We start from the raw sequence: 17,102 nt of genomic DNA on the forward strand, positions 1-17,102 counted from the left end.
GGGGACCCTGTGGGAGAGTAGGACGCCGCCGAACTAATTTTGATAAAGCCTCGTTCCCCGAGTTTCGACTCGGGGAACGAGGCTTTTTTGCGTTTTAGAGGCGTTGAGGATCCGGGAGGGGGCTGCGTTCGCGTTCCCGACCGATGGCCAGGGGAAGTAGAGCAACGAGCGATGCCGAGCGATGCGGGGAGAGAGGAGGCCGGTGGGCGCTGATCCGTAGAGGGGGTGAAGTCTAGAAGGCAAGGTGCCGTCTTGGCATTGTGGGCTATGGGCTGCGAGCTACGGGATGCATGGTTCCCATAGTCCGTGACAGCTGTCCTGTGCTGCCTGGCTGCTGTAGGAATGTGCTCGTTGCCTCTACGCGTGCGTCTCAGGAGCCCGCGTGGTGAAGGAGTCTGGGCGGGAGCGGGGGCGTTTCAGCTGGTGATGCTTTTCAGCGTCAGCTTGGCCAGGGGGCACTGCCCGAGGCGATGGCAGGTTTCCGCGGAGGGTTTGCGGGAGCGGCCGGGGTTTTACAGGCGGCCGGTGGACTTCAGGGCGAGGTAGGCGTCGGCCAGGTCGGGGGCCAGCTGGGCCGGGGTGGAGTCGATGACGGTGATGCCGTGGTGGCGGAGGCGGTCGGCGGTGCGACGGCGGGCGGCGCGGACCTGTTCTGCGGCTGCTGCTGCGTAGACGGCCTGGGGGGTGTGGCGGCCGGCGGCCATGTCCTCGATACGGGGGTCGGCGACGGCGGCGACGATGAGTTCGTTGCGCTGGGTGAGGCTGGGGAGGATGGGCAGGAAGGCCTCCTCCACTGGGGCTGCGTCCAGGCCGGTGAAGAGCACGATGAGGGATCGGCGCGGGGTGCGACGGTGGATCGTGGCGACCAGGCCGCGGGCGTCTGCCTCGACGAGCTCGGATTCAAGAGGAGCGAGGGCCTCGGTCAGGGCCGGCAGGACGTCGCGGGCCGCGCGGCCCTGTACGGAGGCGCGGACGCGGCGGTCGTACGCGAGCAGGTCCACGCGGTCGCCGGCCCGGGCGGCGAGGGTGCCGAGGAGGAGAGCGGCGTCCATGGAAGCGTCGAGGCGCGGGATGTCGCCGACGCGGCCGGCCGAGGTGCGGCCGGTTTCCAGGACGAGCAGGATGCGGCGGTCGCGTTCGGGGCGCCAGGTGCGGACGGCGAGGTCCTGGCGGCGGGCGGTGGCCCGCCAGTCGATGGAGCGGGTGTCGTCGCCGGGGGTGTAGTCCCGGAGGCTGTCGAATTCGGTGCCGTCGCCGCGGGTCAGGATGCTGGTGCGGCCGTCGAGTTCACGGAGCCGGGCGAGCTTGGCGGGGAGGTGCTTGCGGCTGGCGAACGGCGGCAGGACGCGCAGGGTCCAGGGGACGTGGTGGTTTCCCTGACGTGCGGCCAGGCCGAGCGGACCGTAGGAGCGGACGGTGACGCGGACGGCGTGGTGGTCGCCGCGGCGGGTGGGGTGGAGCGTGGTGGTGAGGCGCCGGCGTTCGGCGGCGGGAACGCGGACGGTATGGCGGGATGCGGGGATGTCCGTGCCCGGGCGGAAGGAGCTCGGGGGCCAGGCGTCGCGGATGTGGGCGCGCAGGGTGCGGCGGCTGGGATTGGTGAGGGTGAGGTGTATGTGAGCTTCGCCTGTTAGTCGAACGCTTGTGTCACCAGTTCGGGTGAAGTGCAGCTTTCGCACTGGCGCGGCGAGCGCCAGGTCGCACAAAATTGCTATCAGCAAGGCGAGTTGGACGGTGAGGATGCCGAGCCAGCTGGGCAGCACGAAGCCGACGAAGAGGGCTCCGAGTGCGGAGATGAGGGCGGTGCGTCCGGTCAGGGCCACGGTGTCAGCTCAGCGGGGGACAGGGAGATGAGCGAGTACGGCATTGATCACGGAGTCTGCGGTGACTCCTTCCATCTCCGCTTCAGGGCGGAGTTGGATGCGGTGACGGAGCGTCGGAAGGGCGAGGGCTTTGACGTCGTCAGGGGTGACATAGTCGCGGCCGGTGAGCCAGGCCCAGGCACGTGAGGTCGACAGCAGAGCGGTGGCCCCTCGAGGGGAGACACCGAGAGAGAGCGAGGGGGATTCGCGGGTGGCACGGCAGATATCGACGATATAGCCGGTGACTTCGGGGGATATCGAGGTCTTGGCGACCGCGGCTCGGGCCGCATCGAGGTCGGCGGTGGAGGCTACGGGGCGCAGTCCGGCGGCGGCCAGATCGCGGGGGCTGAATCCGGCGGCGTGGCGGGTGAGGATGTCGATCTCGTCCTGGCGCGCGGGGAGCGGGACCGTCAGCTTTAGCAGGAAGCGGTCGAGTTGGGCCTCGGGCAGCGGATAGGTGCCCTCGTACTCCACCGGGTTCTGGGTGGCGGCCACGAGGAACGGCTCGGGGAGGGGACGGGGTGTGCCGTCGACCGTCACCTGGCGCTCTTCCATCGCTTCGAGCAGGGACGCCTGTGTCTTGGGGGGCGTGCGGTTGATCTCGTCTGCGAGCAGCAGGTTGGTGAAGACCGGGCCCGGCTGGAACGAGAACTCGGCGCTGCGGGCGTCGTAGACCAGTGAACCGGTCACGTCGCTCGGCATCAGGTCGGGGGTGAACTGGACGCGCTTGGTGTCGAGTTCGAGGGCGGTCGACAGGGCGCGTACGAGCAGGGTCTTGGCGACGCCGGGGGCGCCTTCGAGGAGCACGTGACCGCGGCAGAGGAGTGCCACGACCAGGCCGGTGACGGCGGGGTCCTGGCCTACGACGGCCTTGGCTATCTCGGTGCGCAGGTCCTCAAGGGAGGCTCGGGCGCGGTCAGCGGTCGGGGTGCTCACGGGGGGCGTGCCTCTCTTGGGAAACGATCGAGGATTCGAGTGCATCGAGTTGGTCGGCCAGGCGCACGAGTGCCCGGTCGTCCGTGGGGGCCGGACCGAAGAGCAGTGCGTGGAGGTCTGTTCCGGCGTCAGGCGCGGAGCCCAAGTGGGCGTGGATGGCCGGTAGAAGGATGTCGGGGGTGTGGGTGTGTGCCGGGGGCACACCGATGAGCGGGGCGAGTCGGGTGCGGGTTGCGGAGCGCAGCACGGCTGATGCCCGGTCACGGGCGTTGGCCTGTTCGTAGAGGCGCGCATGGCCTTCGGTGGTCTCGGCGGCGGGGACGGTGACCGGGAGCCTTTCGTGCACCAGGGGGCCGAGTCGTCGAGCGCGCCAGAGGGCTGCGCAGACGGCGGCGAGGGCGAGTTGGAGCAGGGCCCAGCGCCAGCCGGAGGGGATGAGGTCGAGGAAACCGCGCTCGTTGTCCGGGGCGGACGACGGGTCGCTGACGGAGGGGAGGTACCAGATCAGATGCTTGTGGGCACCGAGCAGTTGCAGTGCCAGCGAGGCGTTGCCGTGTGCGGCGAGATGCTGGTTGTAGAGGAAGTCGGCGGAGCCGAGGAGCACCGTGTCGCGGCCGGAGGGGGGAGCCGGCAGGCGCAGCAGGGTGGGTCGGCCACCGCTGGTGTAGCAGCGGTCGGCGCCGTCGGCGGAGGTGACGTAGCGCAGGCCGCCGAGGAGGGCGTTGCCGGCGCGCCGGGCCTCGGGGAGAGAACAGGTCGGCCGGCGTGGCGCGTTGCGTGTCGGCGGCACCAGCTGGACGCCGGGTGCGAAGGCTTCGAGAGCGGAGAGGCCGGGGGCGAGCAGGACGGTGCGTCCCGACGTGTGTGCTGTCGCGGTGTGCAGGCCCGTCAGCTGAGAGGTGGTCAGGACGTCGGGGTCGCTGATCAGCAGGGTGGTGCCGGGGCCGGCCGCTGCGGCGGCCTCCTCGGCGGTGGTCGCGACTTGGATGGAGACGCCGTGTGCGGCGAGGAGTTGGGCGAGTGCGCGACTTCCGGAGCGGTCCGCGGAACGGGGGTCGAGTCGGCCGTGGTGCTCGCCCGACTGCAAGGCCGCGAGGACCAGGCCGCTGATGACGAGCAGGAGGAGCGCGAGCAGGGGGCCGCGCGACCTGGTCCAGAGGTGACGGGGCGTGGTGGAGAGCGTGGGGGCGGCCGTGGTCATCCGCGGCTCCTCGTCGAGGCCGTGGCGAGGTCCGGCTTGGCGCGCTGTAGGTCCCTGTCGAGGGTGGTGAGGAGGGCGTACGCCGGTTCCGTGCCGGGGCGGCCGCCGTATGTGACGTCGTCAAAGGTGCGGGCCGCGGTGCGCAGTTGGTCGGCATACCGGGGGAGGGAGAGGCCGGCTTCGGTGGCGGCCTCGTCGGCGGTGCGGCCCGGGCCGGGGGTGAGCAGCGCTCGTTCTTCGAGGGCCAGGACGATGGCGCGCATGCGGTCCTGGACGGCCTGGTTCCAGTGGCCCGCGGCGGCGTGCCGGTCGGCGGCCGCGCGGTGCTCCGCGGCGGTGCGGGGGGTGTCGGTGAAGAGTGCTCCGCCTGTGGTCGGGGTGCGGCGTACCGCGCCGAGGCGCAGTCGGAGCGCGACGATCAGCAGCAGAACGCAGGCGACGATGGCGAGGAGGCCGATCCAGCCGCCCGGTGTGGCGCCGGCGGCGGTGCGGAAGAGTTCGTCGACGCGTTCCCACAGCCAATCGAGCACTCGCTGGACCGGGTTGGGGTCGTGCTGGTGGTACCGGGGGTCGGACAGCTCGCGCTCGGCCGCCTCGCGGGCGGGGAGCCGAGGTGTCCGTACCGGTATGTCGTCGTCGGAACGCGCGGTGAGTACTCCGAGCACGGCCATGTTCCCCCCTGTCACCGCATCAGGTGCGCGGTGCGGTGTCGGTGGGCTGCTGCGCTGTGCCGTCGGCGGGTGTGGCGCCGGCGGTCGTGTCCTCTTCCTCCTTGGGCGTGGCGTCCGTTGTGGTGGTGTTCGCGTCAGGGGCGCCTGCGGGGGCGGCCGGGGCGGGTGCCGTCGGCCCCTCGCTGACGGGGGCGTCGGAGCCGTAGCCGGGGAGGCCCGCGGCACGGGCGAGTTCGAGGTCGAGGGCCTCGCGGCGAATGCGCTGGTCCATGTACAGGAGCGCGGTGACGCCGGCGCTGATCGGGTAGGTGATGGTGGAGCTGATGACGGCGCCGATGCCGAGCACCGCCAGGAACGACCAGCCGGTGGTGTTGCTGGTGCCGTTCGCCCAGTCCATGAGGCTCTCGCCACCGATGAGGAAGGCGATGAGGGTGGCAGGGATCTGGATGATGAACTCGACGATGGCGATCAGGAGATAGGCGAGCAGTTGCGCGCCGAGAACCCGCCACCAGGCGCCCCGTACGAGCTTGGCGGAGCGGCGCATGGAGGCGATGACGCCCTGCTTCTCCAGCATCAGTGCGGGGGAGGCGAGGCTGAAGCGGATCCACAGCCAGACGGCCAGGACGGTGGCTGCCAGCCCGCCGAAAGCGGTGAGCGCCAGGCCCCCGTTCGGGGTGCCCAGGCCGATGAGGATGAGGCCCGGTGCCATACCGATCGTGAAGACCGCAGTGATGATCACGGGCAGCAGAAGGAGCAGTCCGAACAGGCGCGGCAGTTGGGCGCGGGCGTCCTGCCAGGCTTCCCTGGCGGTCACCGTGCGGCCGAGCACGGCGCGGCTCACGATCATGGTGAGCAGCCCGGTGGCGATGAGGGAGGCGAGCAGTCCGATCACCGAGGTGAGGACGCTGCCGGCGAGCGAATTGCCGAGCTCGCGCATGGTGTCGCGGAGGGGCGGGACAGCGTCGTTGGCGACCGAGGGTGCTCGGCCGGCGCCTTGGAACCACAGTCCGGTGACGATGGTGATCGCGGTCTGGGAGACGATCGCGACGATCAGCGATATGCCGAGGATGGTGCGCCAGTGGGCGCGCATGGTGGCGACCGCGCCGTCGAGGATCTCGCCGATGGCGAGCGGGCGCAGCGGGATGACGCCCGGTTTGGCCGCCGGCGGTACCGTCGCCCAGCTGCCGCCCCACGGGGGCTGCTGGCCGGGCGGGGGAGTCCAACCACCCGGCTGGCCGGGGCCGGAGGACGCGGCGCGGGTGCGGCCGTGCGGACCGCTCTGGCTGGGGACGCCGGTGGGGGCCGACCACTGGCCGGCGGGCGGCTGTTCCTTGGACCACTGCGGCGGGGACGGCTGCTCGGCGGAGTCGGGTCGCTCCTCCGGGGCCGAGGGTTGGGTGGGCTGCTCCTGTGTGCCGCGGCCCGGCTCGTCGGAGGGAGTGGATCCGGGCGAGGCCCAGCCCGGAGAGTTGTTCATCGTCGCTCCTTCTTGCTGCCCGTCCGCCGGGGCGGCCGTGGTCCGGGGTCCGCGGTGCCAGCCATCGTGTCATGGCGGCCGGTGTTGTGTACCCGGGCCCTGAGAGTGAGGAGACCTTCTGTTCGAGGGGCGGTCGGCGGCAGACTGAGTGGATGGGCGATCAGTACGAGGTATCCGAGGTGGGCGCTGGGGCGCTCACGATCCCGTCGTTGCGTTGGGAGGAGCCGCCGGAGGGGCCCGTACTGGTCCTCCTTGATCAGACCCGGTTGCCGGCCGAGGAGGTCGAGCTGGTCTGCACGGACGTACCGGCGCTGGTGCAGGCGATCCGGTCGCTGGCGGTGCGTGGGGCCCCGCTGCTGGGTATCGCGGGCGCGTACGGCGTGGCGTTGGCCGCGGCGCGAGGCTTTGATGTGGACGAGGCGGCGGAGGCGCTGGCACAGGCCCGGCCGACCGCGGTCAATCTGGGGTACGGGGTGCGGCGGGCGGCTGCCGCGTATCGCACGGCGATGTCCGACGGGGCCGATGCCCCGGCGGCCGCGGCGGCTGCGCTGGCCGAGGCGCGGGCCGTGAACGCGGAAGACGTCCAGGCGAGCGCGCGGATGGCGGAGCACGGTCTGGCGCTGTTGGGTGAGCTGCTGCCGGGCGGCAGCCATCGGATTCTCACGCACTGCAATACGGGCGCGCTGGTGTCCGGGGGCGAGGGCACCGCCCTGGCGGTGGCGCTGGCGGTGCATCGGGCCGGTGAGCTGCGCCGGCTGTGGGTGGACGAGACGCGGCCCTTGTTGCAGGGGGCGCGGCTGACCGCTTACGAGGCGGCGCGGGCGGGGATGTCGTACACGGTGTTGTCGGACGGTGCGGCGGGGTCGCTGTTCTCCGGGGGCGAGGTGGACGCGGTGCTGATCGGCGCGGACCGGATCGCGGCGGACGGGTCGGTGGCGAACAAGGTCGGCAGCTATCCGCTGGCGGTGCTGGCGCGCTACCACCACGTTCCGTTCGTCGTGGTGGCGCCGACCAGCACGGTGGATCTGGCGACGGAGGAGGGGGCCGACATCGAGGTCGAGCAGCGGCCGGGGCGGGAAGTGACGGAGCTCTCGTTGCCCTACGCGCAGGGGGCCGGGACGCCGGCGGGCGCCGGCATACCGGTGGCGCCGTTGGGCTCACAGGCCTACAACCCGGCCTTCGACGTCACTCCGCCGGAGCTGGTGACGGCGATCGTCACGGAGGCCGGGGTGGTGTCTCCGGTGACCCGGGAAGCGCTGGCAGAGGTGTGTTCCACATCACGATGGAGTAAGTCACGATCAGGTAATGGGATGATGGCCGAATGAAGGGACGCGTCCTGGTCGTCGACGACGACACCGCACTGGCAGAGATGCTCGGCATCGTGCTGCGCGGCGAAGGCTTTGAACCGTCGTTCGTGTCGGACGGTGACAAGGCCCTTGCCGCCTTCCGTGAGACCAAGCCCGATCTTGTTCTGCTCGACCTGATGCTGCCCGGTCGGGACGGTATCGAGGTGTGCCGGCTGATCCGGGCGGAGTCCGGTGTGCCGATCGTCATGCTGACCGCCAAGAGCGACACGGTGGACGTGGTCGTCGGGCTCGAATCGGGTGCGGACGACTACATCGTCAAGCCGTTCAAGCCCAAGGAACTGGTGGCACGTATCCGGGCGCGACTGCGTCGTTCGGAGGAGCCGGCGCCGGAGCAGCTGGCGATCGGTGACCTGGTCATCGACGTGGCCGGGCATTCGGTGAAGCGGGACGGGCAGTCGATCGCGCTGACCCCGCTGGAGTTCGATCTGCTGGTGGCGCTGGCGCGCAAGCCGTGGCAGGTGTTCACCCGTGAGGTGCTGCTCGAACAGGTCTGGGGCTACCGGCACGCCGCCGACACCCGGCTGGTCAACGTCCATGTACAGCGGCTTCGCTCCAAGGTCGAGCGGGATCCGGAGCGTCCGGAGATCGTGGTGACCGTGCGCGGGGTCGGTTACAAGGCGGGGCCCAGCTGAGATGGTCCGGGACGGTTCGGCCCCGGAGGGAAAGCGGGGGCGCACCGTCGGCACGGCGGGTGATATGTCCTTTTCGGGAAAGTTGTCCGCTTGGTTGCTGCGCGGTGGCCAGCTGCTGCCCGACGGCGCGGTGAGCGGCCCGGTTCACCCCCTGCTGCGGCTCTTCAGCCGCTGGGTGCGACGGCCACTGCTTCCCGCCCTGCGACTGTGGCGGCGCAACATTCAGCTGCGCGTGGTGGCGACCACCCTGCTGATGTCCCTCGCCGTGGTACTGCTGCTCGGCGTCGTGGTCGTCGGGCAGGTCCGCAACGGCCTGCTCACGGCGAAGGCACAGGCCGCGCAGAGTCAGGCGGTGGGCGGCTTCAGCGTCGCCCAGAAGATGGCCGACGGTGCCGACGACACCCGGACCGACGACACCGCCCGCACCGGAAACCGCGGCACCCAGGACTCCGCGACCTGGCTGACCGGCCTGGTCGAACAGCTTGCCAGCGGTGGCCAGGGCGTCTTCTCGGTCGTCGCGCTCAGCTCCGACTCCGACGAACCGTTCGGCGACTCCAGCCCCGGTACCCGCGGGCCGCGGGCCTCCGGTGACGTCGACCCCGAGCGCAGCGTCCCCGCCGAACTGCGGCGGAAGCTGGACACCAAGTCCGGCACGTTCCGTCAGTACACCCAGATCAAGCGCATCGGGTCGGACGACGGCATGCCGGCGCTGATCATCGGCAAACGCCTCAACGACATCAACAGCAACCAGTACCAGCTCTACTACCTCTTCCCGTTCAGCCAGGAGGAGGAGTCGCTCAAGCTCGTCACGGGGACGCTCGCAACGGCCGGGGTGTTCGTCGTGATCCTGCTCGGCGCGATCGCCTGGCTGGTGGTGCGGCAGGTCGTCACGCCCGTACGGATGGCCGCCGGGATCTCCGAGCGGCTGGCCGCCGGCCTCCTCCAGGAGCGGATGAAGGTCACCGGCGAGGACGACATCGCCCGGCTCGGCGAGTCCTTCAACAAGATGGCGCAGAACCTCCAGGTCAAGATCCAGCAACTGGAGGAGCTGTCCCGGATGCAGCGCCGCTTCGTCTCGGACGTCTCGCACGAGCTCCGGACGCCGCTGACGACGGTGCGGATGGCCGCCGACGTCATCCATGACGCACGCGACGAGTTCGACCCCGCGACGGCGCGCTCCGCGGAGCTGCTGCGCGGCCAGCTCGACCGCTTCGAATCGCTGCTCGCCGAGCTGCTGGAGATCAGCCGGTTCGACGCGGGCGCGGCCGCGCTGGAGGCCGAGCCGATCGACCTGCGCGACGTGGTGCACCGCGTCATCGAGGGGGCCGAGCCGCTCGCCGAGCGCAAGGGCACCCGCATCCTGGTGCGCGGCGCCGAGCAGCCCGTCATCGCCGAGGCCGACCCCCGCCGGGTCGAGCGGGTGCTGCGCAACCTCGTCGTCAACGCCGTCGAGCACGGTGAGGGCCGCGACGTGGTGGTGCGGCTGGCGTCCGCGGGCAGTCGCAACGGCGGCGCGGTGGCCGTCGCGGTGCGCGACTACGGCGTCGGCCTGAAGCCGGGGGAGGCCACCCGGGTCTTCAACCGCTTCTGGCGCGCCGACCCGGCTCGGGCCCGTACGACCGGCGGCACGGGCCTCGGCCTCTCCATCGCCGTCGAGGACGCCCGGCTGCACGGCGGCTGGTTGCAGGCCTGGGGCGAACCGGGCGGCGGCTCGCAGTTCCGACTGACGCTGCCCCGTACGGCCGGGGAGACGCTGCGCGGATCCCCGATACCCCTGGAGCCCGAGGACTCGCGGCGGCACCGCGGGCTGGACGAGACGGGCCAGCCGCGTGCCGGCGCGGGCGGCAAGGCCGCCACGACCGCCACGATCCCCGGTCAGACGCGCACCGCGCAGCCGGGCGGCACGGAGTCACCGGCCCCGGAGGCGCGCGCCGCGGCCCGGCCGGTGGCCGACCCGACGGCGCTGCCCGGCGAGGGCGCCCGCGTGGTGCCGCAGAGCGGGGGCGCACGGAGCGAAGGGGTGGCGCGCGACGCCAGCGCGCGCATCGACGAGCCCGACCGCGAGGGCGGGGCCGGGCAGGAAACCGAACGGAGCGTAGAGCGGGAAGGCGGGCTGCGTGGACACTGAGCGCGGAAGCGAGCGCGGAGTGGGGCCCACGTCCCGTAACGGCGCCCGCAAGGGAGCCGGCCCGGCCCGGAAGCTGCTGCTCGTCGGCTGTGCGGCGGCGCTGCTGGCGGGGTGTGCGTCGATGCCGGACAGCGGGGACGTCACGGCCGTCGACCAGTCGCCGCGCTCCGAAGGCGACTCGCAGGTGCGGGTCTACGGCGTCCCCCCGCAGGTCGGTGCGCAGCCGACCAACATCGTGCGCAGCTTCCTCGACGCGACGACCAGCGACGAGGCGGACTTCCGCACGGCCACCCAGTACCTGGCCAAGTCCGCGCGACGGACCTGGCAGCCGTTCCAGGGCACCAAGGTGCTCCAGGAGCGCCCGAAACCCGAGCCGAAGGTGCAGCCCAACCGCGAGGACGCGAACGGCTACACGGTCACGCTCTCCGGCAGCCAGGTGGCGTCCGTGGACGACAACCACGCCTACACCCCCGAGGAGAGGCCGTACCGCCAGTCGATCCACCTCATCAAGGAGGGGGGCCAGTGGCGCATCGACCGGCTGCCCAACGGGCTGGTGCTGGGACTCTCCGACTTCCAGCGCATCTACCGCTCCGTCAACAAGTACTACTTCGCCTCCTACAACTCGGAGTCCGAGGAGCCGAAGGCGAGCCGCAACGTGCTCGTCGCGGACCCGGTCTATCTGCGGCAGCGGATAAAGCCGATCACGGCCAGCGTGGAGGCCCTGCTGTCCGGGCCCACGGACTGGCTGAACCAGGTGACGACCTCGGCGTTCCCGCGCGGCACCCGGCTCGCCGCGCGGGACCTGGCGCTGGACGACTCCAATGCGCTGCGGGTCAAGCTCAACAAGGAGGCGGTCAACACCGACACCGCCCAGTGCAAGCGGATGGCGGCTCAGCTCTTCTTCACCGTCCAGGACATGACGCGCGCGTCGAAGATCAGCGAGGTGGAGCTCCAGGACAGCAGCGGCGACTCGCTGTGCGCGCTGTCGCAGGAGCAGGCCACGCGCGACTTCGCCCCGACGTCGCGCACCGGGCGTTCCGCCAAGGAGTACTTCATCGACGCCGACCACAAGGTCGTCGCGATGTCGGACACGGCGACCGAACCGACGCCGGTGAGCGGCCCGTTCGGTACGGGCAAGACCCCGCTGCGCTCGGTCGCCATCTCGCGTGGCGAGAACGCCGCAGCCGGCGTCTCCAGTGACGGCCGGTCCCTGTACGTCGCCGCCATGGAGGACGGCGTTCCGCGCGGCAATCCGCTGCTGACCAGTGCCGGTTCGGCCAAGAGCGCCGACGAGGGGCTGACCGCGCCGAGCTGGGACGGACTGGGCGACCTGTGGATCGCGGACCGCGATGCGCACGGCTCACGGCTGCTGCGGATGCGCGAGGGCAAGGGCGACCCCGAAGAGGTCGCGGTGCCCGGCCTCGGCGGGCGGCGGATCAAGGCGATCAAGGTGGCCGCGGACGGGATCCGGATCGCGATCCTGGTGGAGGACAAGGGGCGGACGACGCTCCAGCTCGGCCGGGTCGAGCGCAACGGCAGTTCGGCGCACCCGGTGCTGTCGGTGGAGGAACTGCGGCCGATCGCACCGCAGTTGGAGGACGTGGTGGCCGCGTCCTGGGCGGGCGGCAGCCGGCTGGTGGTCGTCGGGCGGGAGTCCGGCGGGGTGCAGCAGATGCAGTTCATGGAGACCGACGGCTCGGCGTCCAATGCACAGACGCTGCCCGGTGTGAACGGCGTCAAGGCGGTCGCCGCCTCGGAGGACGAGAACAGGCCGCTGATCGCCGATGCCACCGAGGGCATCGTGCGGCTGCCCCTGGACGCGAACTGGAAGACGGTCGCGAAGGACGGGACGGCGCCGGTCTATCCCGGGTGAGGCGGTTCGCCCTGGGCGGTTGGCTCTGGGCGGTTCGTCCTGGGCGAGGCGGTTCCCCGGCAGCGGCGGTCCCCTCCGGGGGCTGGCTGAGCTGCCGCGATGTGCAGCGCCCCCCGGTCTTCGCGGCTCGCCGCGGTTGTCCACAGCCCGTTGTCCACAGGGGTGGTGGCGGGCGGGTCCCGGCGGCACAGTGGAGTCATGCAGGGGGTGTGGCGCGAACTGGCCGGCCTGGTGTTGCCGGTCGCCTGTGCGGGGTGTGGCCGACCGCGTACGGAGCTGTGTGCGGAGTGTGGCCGGGCGCTCGCGCGGGACGGGCGCGGGGCCGGGCGGGTCCGGCCGCGGCCGGGGCCTGCGGGGTTGCCCCGGGTATGGGCGGGTGCCCTGTACGCCGACGCGGTCCGGGCGGTGCTGCTGGCGCACAAGGAGCGCGGTGCGCTGCGGCTGGCCAGGCCGTTGGGGGTGGTGCTGGCCGGGGCGGTGCGCGGGCTTCGGCCGGGAGCCGGGCCGCTGCTGCTGGTGCCGGTGCCGTCGGCCCGCAGGGCGGTGGCCGGACGCGGCCATGATCCGGTGCGCAGGATCGCCCTGGCGGCGGCCGGAGACCTGCGCCGGGCGGGGACGGGGGTGGGGGAGGGGGCGGGGGCCCGAGTGCTCGCCGTACTGCGTCAGCGACGTCCCGTGCTCGACCAGGCGGGGCTGAGCGCCCGGCAGCGGCTGGCGAACGTCGCAGGTGCACTGGAGGTGCCGGGCGTGGCCGGGAGGCTGCTGAGCGGGCGGCCAGTGGTGCTGGTGGACGATCTGGTGACGACGGGGGCGACGCTCGCCGAGGCGGCGCGGGCGATTGCGGCGGCCGGCGGCCGGGTGATCGGCGCGGCGGTGGTGGCTGCGCCGCGCAGTGCTTTCGAAATCGATGTGATCTCTCCGGGCGGTCGGGGAATGGAATTTCCACGCGGCACGTAGTCGAGGGAGGAAAAATCACCCAAACGGAGCTCAGCGCTGCGAGGGGGTGCCGACATCCGCCCAGGAGAGCTATGTTCGGTTGTGAGGACTTGGCGGATGTTTTGCCTCGGATGTCGCGATGAATGCGTTCAGGGGCGTTTGCAGCGACCCTGAAAACGGGGGAGTGGAGATGTCGTCGTTGGGGGAGGAGGAGGTGAAAGTCGCCAAGTCCGAGGCTTCGGCACCTACCGGAGCCTGGTGCAAGAAGGAATTGCCCCGCTGGATGAGCGGAGCGATCCGGGAACGGAGTTCTGCGTGGACATCGTCGTGAAGGGCCGCAAGACCGAGGTGCCCGAGCGGTTCCGCAAGCACGTGGCCGAGAAGCTGAAGCTGGAGAAAGTCCAGAAGCTCGACGCCAAGGTGATCAGCCTGGACGTCGAGGTGTCCAAGGAGCACAACCCGCGGCAGGCCGACCGTTCCGACCGAGTGGAGATCACGCTCCGCTCCCGTGGCCCGGTGGTCCGGGCCGAGGCGGCCGCAGCAGACCCGTACGCCGCGCTGGACCTGGCCACCGCCAAGCTGGAGGCGCGCCTGCGGAAGCAGCACGACAAGCGGTTCTCGCGTCGCGGCAACGGCCGCATCCCGGCGAGTGAAGTCGCGGTCGCCGTACCCGACGCCGCGAGCCTGACCCCCAACGGGGAACTCGCCGCCGAAGCTGAACAGAAGGTGCCGACCACGAGGATGGGGTCGATCGACGTCCAGGGTGAAGGGCCCCTGGTCGTCCGGGAGAAGACCCACTCGGCCGCACCGATGTCGCTCGACCAGGCGCTCAACGAGATGGAGTTGGTCGGGCACGACTTCTACCTCTTCGTCGACGCCGACACCAAGCTCCCCAGTGTCGTCTACCGGCGGCACGCATACGACTATGGCGTCATCCACTTGAACCCCGATTCGTTCGGGGAGGAGGAGCCCGGCGGCGCAGGCGGCGCGCTGGGCGGCTGAACCCCACCCGCTCGGTGCCCCCGGCGCACGCCGGGGGCACCATCGTGCCCGCGGAAAGCAGGAGTTGAAGCCGTATAGTGTTTGTGCCAGCCAGGGAGTATGTGGGCACGAAACGGCGACATGCCGGGGAGACGGTCGTATGGCATTGATCGGGCTGGCCGCAGGGGGCTGTTGTCAACCAGCCTTATTTCCAAGCTCTGGCCTTTCGGCCGAGTAGTTGACGGGGAGGATCAATGGGGGACAGTTTTGGGCCCGTGCGCGGTGACGCGGACGATCACGAAAACGGTGCCGGGGGCGACGACCGGTCCGTGAGCGTGCCGCGCAAGGAACCGATCCGGGTCCTGGTGGTGGATGATCACGCGCTTTTCCGGCGCGGCCTGGAGATCGTTCTGGCCCAGGAAGAGGACATCCAGGTCGTCGGCGAGGCGGGGGACGGCGCGGAGGCGGTCGACAAGGCCGCGGACCTGCTGCCCGACATCGTGCTGATGGACGTACGGATGCCCAAGCGCGGCGGGATCGAGGCGTGTACCTCCATCAAGGAGGTGGCCCCCAGCGCGAAGATCATCATGTTGACGATCAGCGACGAGGAGGCGGATCTCTACGACGCGATCAAGGCCGGCGCCACCGGTTACCTCCTCAAGGAGATCTCCACCGACGAGGTGGCGACCGCGATCCGGGCCGTCGCGGACGGTCAGTCGCAGATCAGCCCGTCGATGGCCTCCAAGCTCCTGACGGAGTTCAAGTCGATGATCCAGCGCACGGACGAGCGCAGGCTGGTGCCCGCGCCCCGGCTCACCGACCGTGAGCTGGAGGTCCTCAAGCTGGTCGCCACGGGCATGAACAACCGCGACATCGCCAAGGAACTCTTCATCTCCGAGAACACGGTGAAGAACCACGTCCGCAACATCCTGGAGAAGCTACAGCTGCACTCCCGGATGGAGGCGGTGGTGTACGCGATGCGGGAGAAGATCCTGGAGATCCGCTGAGCGACCGGGCGTTTCCGGTCGCTCGGCCGCATGAGCGACGCCGTTCCGGTCGCCCGGCCGCATGGCGTCGCCGTTCCGTCCGCTCAGCCCTGCCGCAGCTCCGCGACCAGGGCGGCGGCCAGCTTCGGGTCGTCGCAGCGCTCCACGCGGACGCTGTCGCAGCCGACCCAGGTCGCGGCCTCCAGGAGGGCCTGGGCCATCGGCGCGACGGCCTTGTGGTTCTGCATCGAGACCTGGCGGGCGACGAGGGTGGTGCCCTCGCGGGCCGGGTCCACCCGCCCCACCAGCCGGCCGCCGGCGAGCAGGGGCATCGCGAAGTAGCCGTGTATCCGCCGGGGACGCGGGACGTACGCCTCCAGGCGGTGGGTGAAGTCGAAGATCCGCTCCGTGCGCGGTCGGTCCCAGATCAGGGAGTCGAAGGGCGAGAGCAGCGTCGTGCGGTGCCGGCCGCGGGGCGCGTCGGCCAGCGCGGCGGGGTCGGCCCAGGCCGGCTTGCCCCAGCCCTCGACCTCGACCGGGACCAGACCGGAGTCGGCGATCACGGCCTCGACCTGTTCGCCCTTCAACCGGTGGTAGTCGGCCAGGTCGGCGCGGGTGGCGACCCCCATGGCGGCGCCGGCCTGGGCGACCAGCCGGCGGATGCACTCGGAGTCGTCCAGGTCGTCGTGCAGCAGTTCCTGCGGCACCGCACGCTCGGCGAGGTCGTACACGCGCTTCCAGGCGCGCCGCCGGGTGCAGACCACCTCGCCGGTGTCCAGCAGCCACTCCACCGCGATCTTGGTCTCGGACCAGTCCCACCACTCTCCCCCGTTGCGCCCGCCACCCAGCTCCGACGTGGTCAGCGGGCCGTCGGCGGTGAGCCGGTCCAGGACGGCGGCGCAGGACCGCTCGGAGTCCTCCATGACGTGCCAGCGGCGGCCCTTGGCGCGCCGGGCGCGGCGGCGGAAGGCGAAGTGCGGCCACTCCTCGATGGGCAGGATGCAGGCCGCGTGCGACCAGTATTCGAAGCTGTGCCCGTCGGCCCAGTAGGCGGACTCGACGGCCGGGCGACCGACGGCGCCGAGGCGGGCGTAGGGGACCAGCTCGTGGGAGCGGGCCAGCACCGAGATCGTGTCCAGCTGCACCGCGCCCAGATGCCGCAGCACGCCGCGCACGCCCGCCCGGCGGTCCGGGGCGCCGAGCAGGCCCTGGGCACGCAGCGCCAGGCGCCGGGCGTCGTCCCGGGAGAGGGTGGTCACGGGCCTTGGTGAGGACGGTGGCTGCGTCACGGCGGTCATGCGGGTCAGCGTAGGGGCGGGCACTGACAACGGCCCCGGGCCGGCCGCCGGGCCGGTCGGGCCCAGGGCGCGGGGCGCGGGCGGCTCAGCCGGGGTAGGGCAGGTAGGGCGTCCGGTCCGTGGCCGGCGCGCGGGTCGGGGCGGGGGCGTCGGGCAGGTCGGAGGGGAGCAGGGAGCCGATCCATACGTCCCGGCGGGCGCCCTCCTGCACCAGCTTGGCGCGCAGGGTGCCCTCCCGTTGGAAGCCGAGCTTGCGGGCGACCGCCCAGGACCCGTCGTTGCCGGCCTCCGCGAGCCACTCCAGCCGCTCCACGCCCAGCTCCTGGAAGGCCCAGCGCAGCACCGCACGGGCCGCCTCGACGGTGTACCGCTGGCCGCGCTGCTCCTTGGCGGTCCAGTAGCCCAGTTCGGCCTGGCGTTCGGGGGTGTGCAGCTGGGTGAGGCGTACCAGGCCCATCGCGCCGACGAGGGAGCCGTCCGCCTTGGAGACGACGGCGAAGTTGTAGGTGGTGTCGTCGCGCCAGCCCTCGGGAACGACCGTGCCGACGAACCGCTCCGCTTCCTGGAGGGTGTACGGCGAGGGCACGCTCGTCCAGCGCGGGATGTCGGGCTCCTGGCAGGCGGCGTGCACCGCCGGCGCGTCGGAGGGTTCGAAGGGCCGCAGGAGGAGGCGCTCGGTGGTGAGGGTGACGGGCTTCATGGGGTGAGTCTGCAAGGTCGCGCAAAGAGCTGCGAAGGGTTTTCGGCGTGATTC

Annotated in this window: 14 protein-coding genes; 7 read left to right on the plus strand and 7 right to left on the minus strand. The window is 71.4% G+C overall.

The features are described from left to right. Positions 1 to 512: 512 nt before the first annotated feature. Genes AB0C96_RS40745 through AB0C96_RS40765 form a run of 5 tightly spaced genes read right to left on the minus strand, consistent with a single transcriptional unit; the run spans position 513 to position 6,147 of the window. Positions 513 to 1,823 (minus strand): DUF58 domain-containing protein, encoded by a 1,311-nt coding sequence (locus tag AB0C96_RS40745; RefSeq protein ID WP_362925082.1) that lies wholly within the window; start codon positions 1,821 to 1,823, stop codon positions 513 to 515. A 9-nt stretch (positions 1,824 to 1,832) separates the two neighbouring features. Beyond that, on the minus strand, positions 1,833 to 2,843 hold the full coding sequence (locus AB0C96_RS40750; protein ID WP_362925083.1) for a MoxR family ATPase: 1,011 nt from the start codon (positions 2,841 to 2,843) through the stop codon (positions 1,833 to 1,835). Continuing rightward, complete coding sequence (locus AB0C96_RS40755; protein ID WP_362925084.1) at positions 2,779 to 3,999, minus strand: DUF4350 domain-containing protein; 1,221 nt, start codon at positions 3,997 to 3,999, stop codon at positions 2,779 to 2,781. Before AB0C96_RS40755 ends, AB0C96_RS40750 begins: the two co-directional genes overlap by 65 nt. After that, positions 3,996 to 4,670: a DUF4129 domain-containing protein gene (locus AB0C96_RS40760; RefSeq protein WP_362925085.1), complete on the minus strand. Its 675-nt coding sequence runs from the start codon at positions 4,668 to 4,670 to the stop codon at positions 3,996 to 3,998. The genes AB0C96_RS40755 and AB0C96_RS40760 overlap by 4 nt, the downstream gene beginning before the upstream one ends. A 19-nt stretch (positions 4,671 to 4,689) precedes the next feature. Continuing rightward, positions 4,690 to 6,147, minus strand: a complete 1,458-nt coding sequence (locus tag AB0C96_RS40765; protein ID WP_362925087.1) for a hypothetical protein — start codon at positions 6,145 to 6,147, stop codon at positions 4,690 to 4,692. Between the two features lie 152 nt (positions 6,148 to 6,299). Between AB0C96_RS40765 and mtnA the strand changes: the two genes are divergently transcribed. The 7 genes from mtnA (at position 6,300) to AB0C96_RS40800 (ending at position 15,071) form a co-directional block, all read left to right on the plus strand. Then, positions 6,300 to 7,472, plus strand: a complete 1,173-nt coding sequence (gene mtnA / locus AB0C96_RS40770; protein ID WP_362925088.1) for an S-methyl-5-thioribose-1-phosphate isomerase — start codon at positions 6,300 to 6,302, stop codon at positions 7,470 to 7,472. Next, the gene (mtrA, locus tag AB0C96_RS40775; RefSeq protein WP_030416996.1) at positions 7,469 to 8,146 is read left to right on the plus strand and encodes a two-component system response regulator MtrA; all 678 of its coding nucleotides are present in this window, start codon (positions 7,469 to 7,471) and stop codon (positions 8,144 to 8,146) included. The genes mtnA and mtrA overlap by 4 nt, the downstream gene beginning before the upstream one ends. Before the next feature lies 1 nt (position 8,147). Continuing rightward, positions 8,148 to 10,274 carry an MtrAB system histidine kinase MtrB gene (gene mtrB / locus AB0C96_RS40780; RefSeq protein ID WP_362925089.1) on the plus strand — a complete coding sequence of 709 codons (2,127 nt, stop codon included), beginning with the start codon at positions 8,148 to 8,150 and terminating at the stop codon, positions 10,272 to 10,274. 19 nt (positions 10,275 to 10,293) lie between these two features. After that, positions 10,294 to 12,147, plus strand: a complete 1,854-nt coding sequence (locus tag AB0C96_RS40785) for an LpqB family beta-propeller domain-containing protein (protein WP_362925105.1) — start codon at positions 10,294 to 10,296, stop codon at positions 12,145 to 12,147. Positions 12,148 to 12,345: 198 nt separating this feature from the next. Beyond that, positions 12,346 to 13,104, plus strand: a complete 759-nt coding sequence (locus AB0C96_RS40790; protein ID WP_362925090.1) for a phosphoribosyltransferase family protein — start codon at positions 12,346 to 12,348, stop codon at positions 13,102 to 13,104. A gap of 294 nt (positions 13,105 to 13,398) precedes the next feature. Continuing rightward, positions 13,399 to 14,085, plus strand: a complete 687-nt coding sequence (raiA, locus tag AB0C96_RS40795) for a ribosome-associated translation inhibitor RaiA (RefSeq protein ID WP_362925091.1) — start codon at positions 13,399 to 13,401, stop codon at positions 14,083 to 14,085. Positions 14,086 to 14,318: 233 nt separating this feature from the next. Further along, positions 14,319 to 15,071, plus strand: coding sequence for a response regulator transcription factor (locus tag AB0C96_RS40800; protein WP_362925092.1), 753 nt, complete (start codon positions 14,319 to 14,321; stop codon positions 15,069 to 15,071). Between the two features lie 83 nt (positions 15,072 to 15,154). Here the strand turns inward: AB0C96_RS40800 and AB0C96_RS40805 are convergent, their stop codons facing one another. Both AB0C96_RS40805 and AB0C96_RS40810 read right to left on the minus strand, forming a co-directional pair. Further along, positions 15,155 to 16,348, minus strand: a complete 1,194-nt coding sequence (locus AB0C96_RS40805) for a crosslink repair DNA glycosylase YcaQ family protein (protein ID WP_362925094.1) — start codon at positions 16,346 to 16,348, stop codon at positions 15,155 to 15,157. Positions 16,349 to 16,433: 85 nt separating this feature from the next. After that, positions 16,434 to 17,048, minus strand: a complete 615-nt coding sequence (locus AB0C96_RS40810; protein ID WP_362925096.1) for a GNAT family N-acetyltransferase — start codon at positions 17,046 to 17,048, stop codon at positions 16,434 to 16,436. Positions 17,049 to 17,102 lie beyond the last annotated feature (54 nt).

It is taken from the genome of Streptomyces sp. NPDC048506, assembly GCF_040651315.1.
Taxonomy (GTDB): domain Bacteria; phylum Actinomycetota; class Actinomycetes; order Streptomycetales; family Streptomycetaceae; genus Streptomyces.

Excerpts from the sequence above, each read along its gene's own strand:
- AB0C96_RS40765 (WP_362925087.1), bottom strand. The coding sequence starts at position 6,147 with ATGAACAACTCTCCGGGCTGGGCCTCGCCCGGATCCACTCCCTCCGAC.
- AB0C96_RS40750 (WP_362925083.1), bottom strand. The coding sequence starts at position 2,843 with ATGCACTCGAATCCTCGATCGTTTCCCAAGAGAGGCACGCCCCCCGTG.
- AB0C96_RS40790 (WP_362925090.1), top strand. The coding sequence starts at position 12,346 with ATGCAGGGGGTGTGGCGCGAACTGGCCGGCCTGGTGTTGCCGGTCGCC.
- AB0C96_RS40755 (WP_362925084.1), bottom strand. The coding sequence starts at position 3,999 with ATGACCACGGCCGCCCCCACGCTCTCCACCACGCCCCGTCACCTCTGG.
- AB0C96_RS40805 (WP_362925094.1), bottom strand. The coding sequence starts at position 16,348 with ATGACCGCCGTGACGCAGCCACCGTCCTCACCAAGGCCCGTGACCACC.
- AB0C96_RS40760 (WP_362925085.1), bottom strand. The coding sequence starts at position 4,670 with ATGGCCGTGCTCGGAGTACTCACCGCGCGTTCCGACGACGACATACCG.
- mtrB (WP_362925089.1), top strand. The coding sequence starts at position 8,148 with ATGGTCCGGGACGGTTCGGCCCCGGAGGGAAAGCGGGGGCGCACCGTC.
- AB0C96_RS40810 (WP_362925096.1), bottom strand. The coding sequence starts at position 17,048 with ATGAAGCCCGTCACCCTCACCACCGAGCGCCTCCTCCTGCGGCCCTTC.
- mtnA (WP_362925088.1), top strand. The coding sequence starts at position 6,300 with ATGGGCGATCAGTACGAGGTATCCGAGGTGGGCGCTGGGGCGCTCACG.
- mtrA (WP_030416996.1), top strand. The coding sequence starts at position 7,469 with ATGAAGGGACGCGTCCTGGTCGTCGACGACGACACCGCACTGGCAGAG.
- AB0C96_RS40800 (WP_362925092.1), top strand. The coding sequence starts at position 14,319 with ATGGGGGACAGTTTTGGGCCCGTGCGCGGTGACGCGGACGATCACGAA.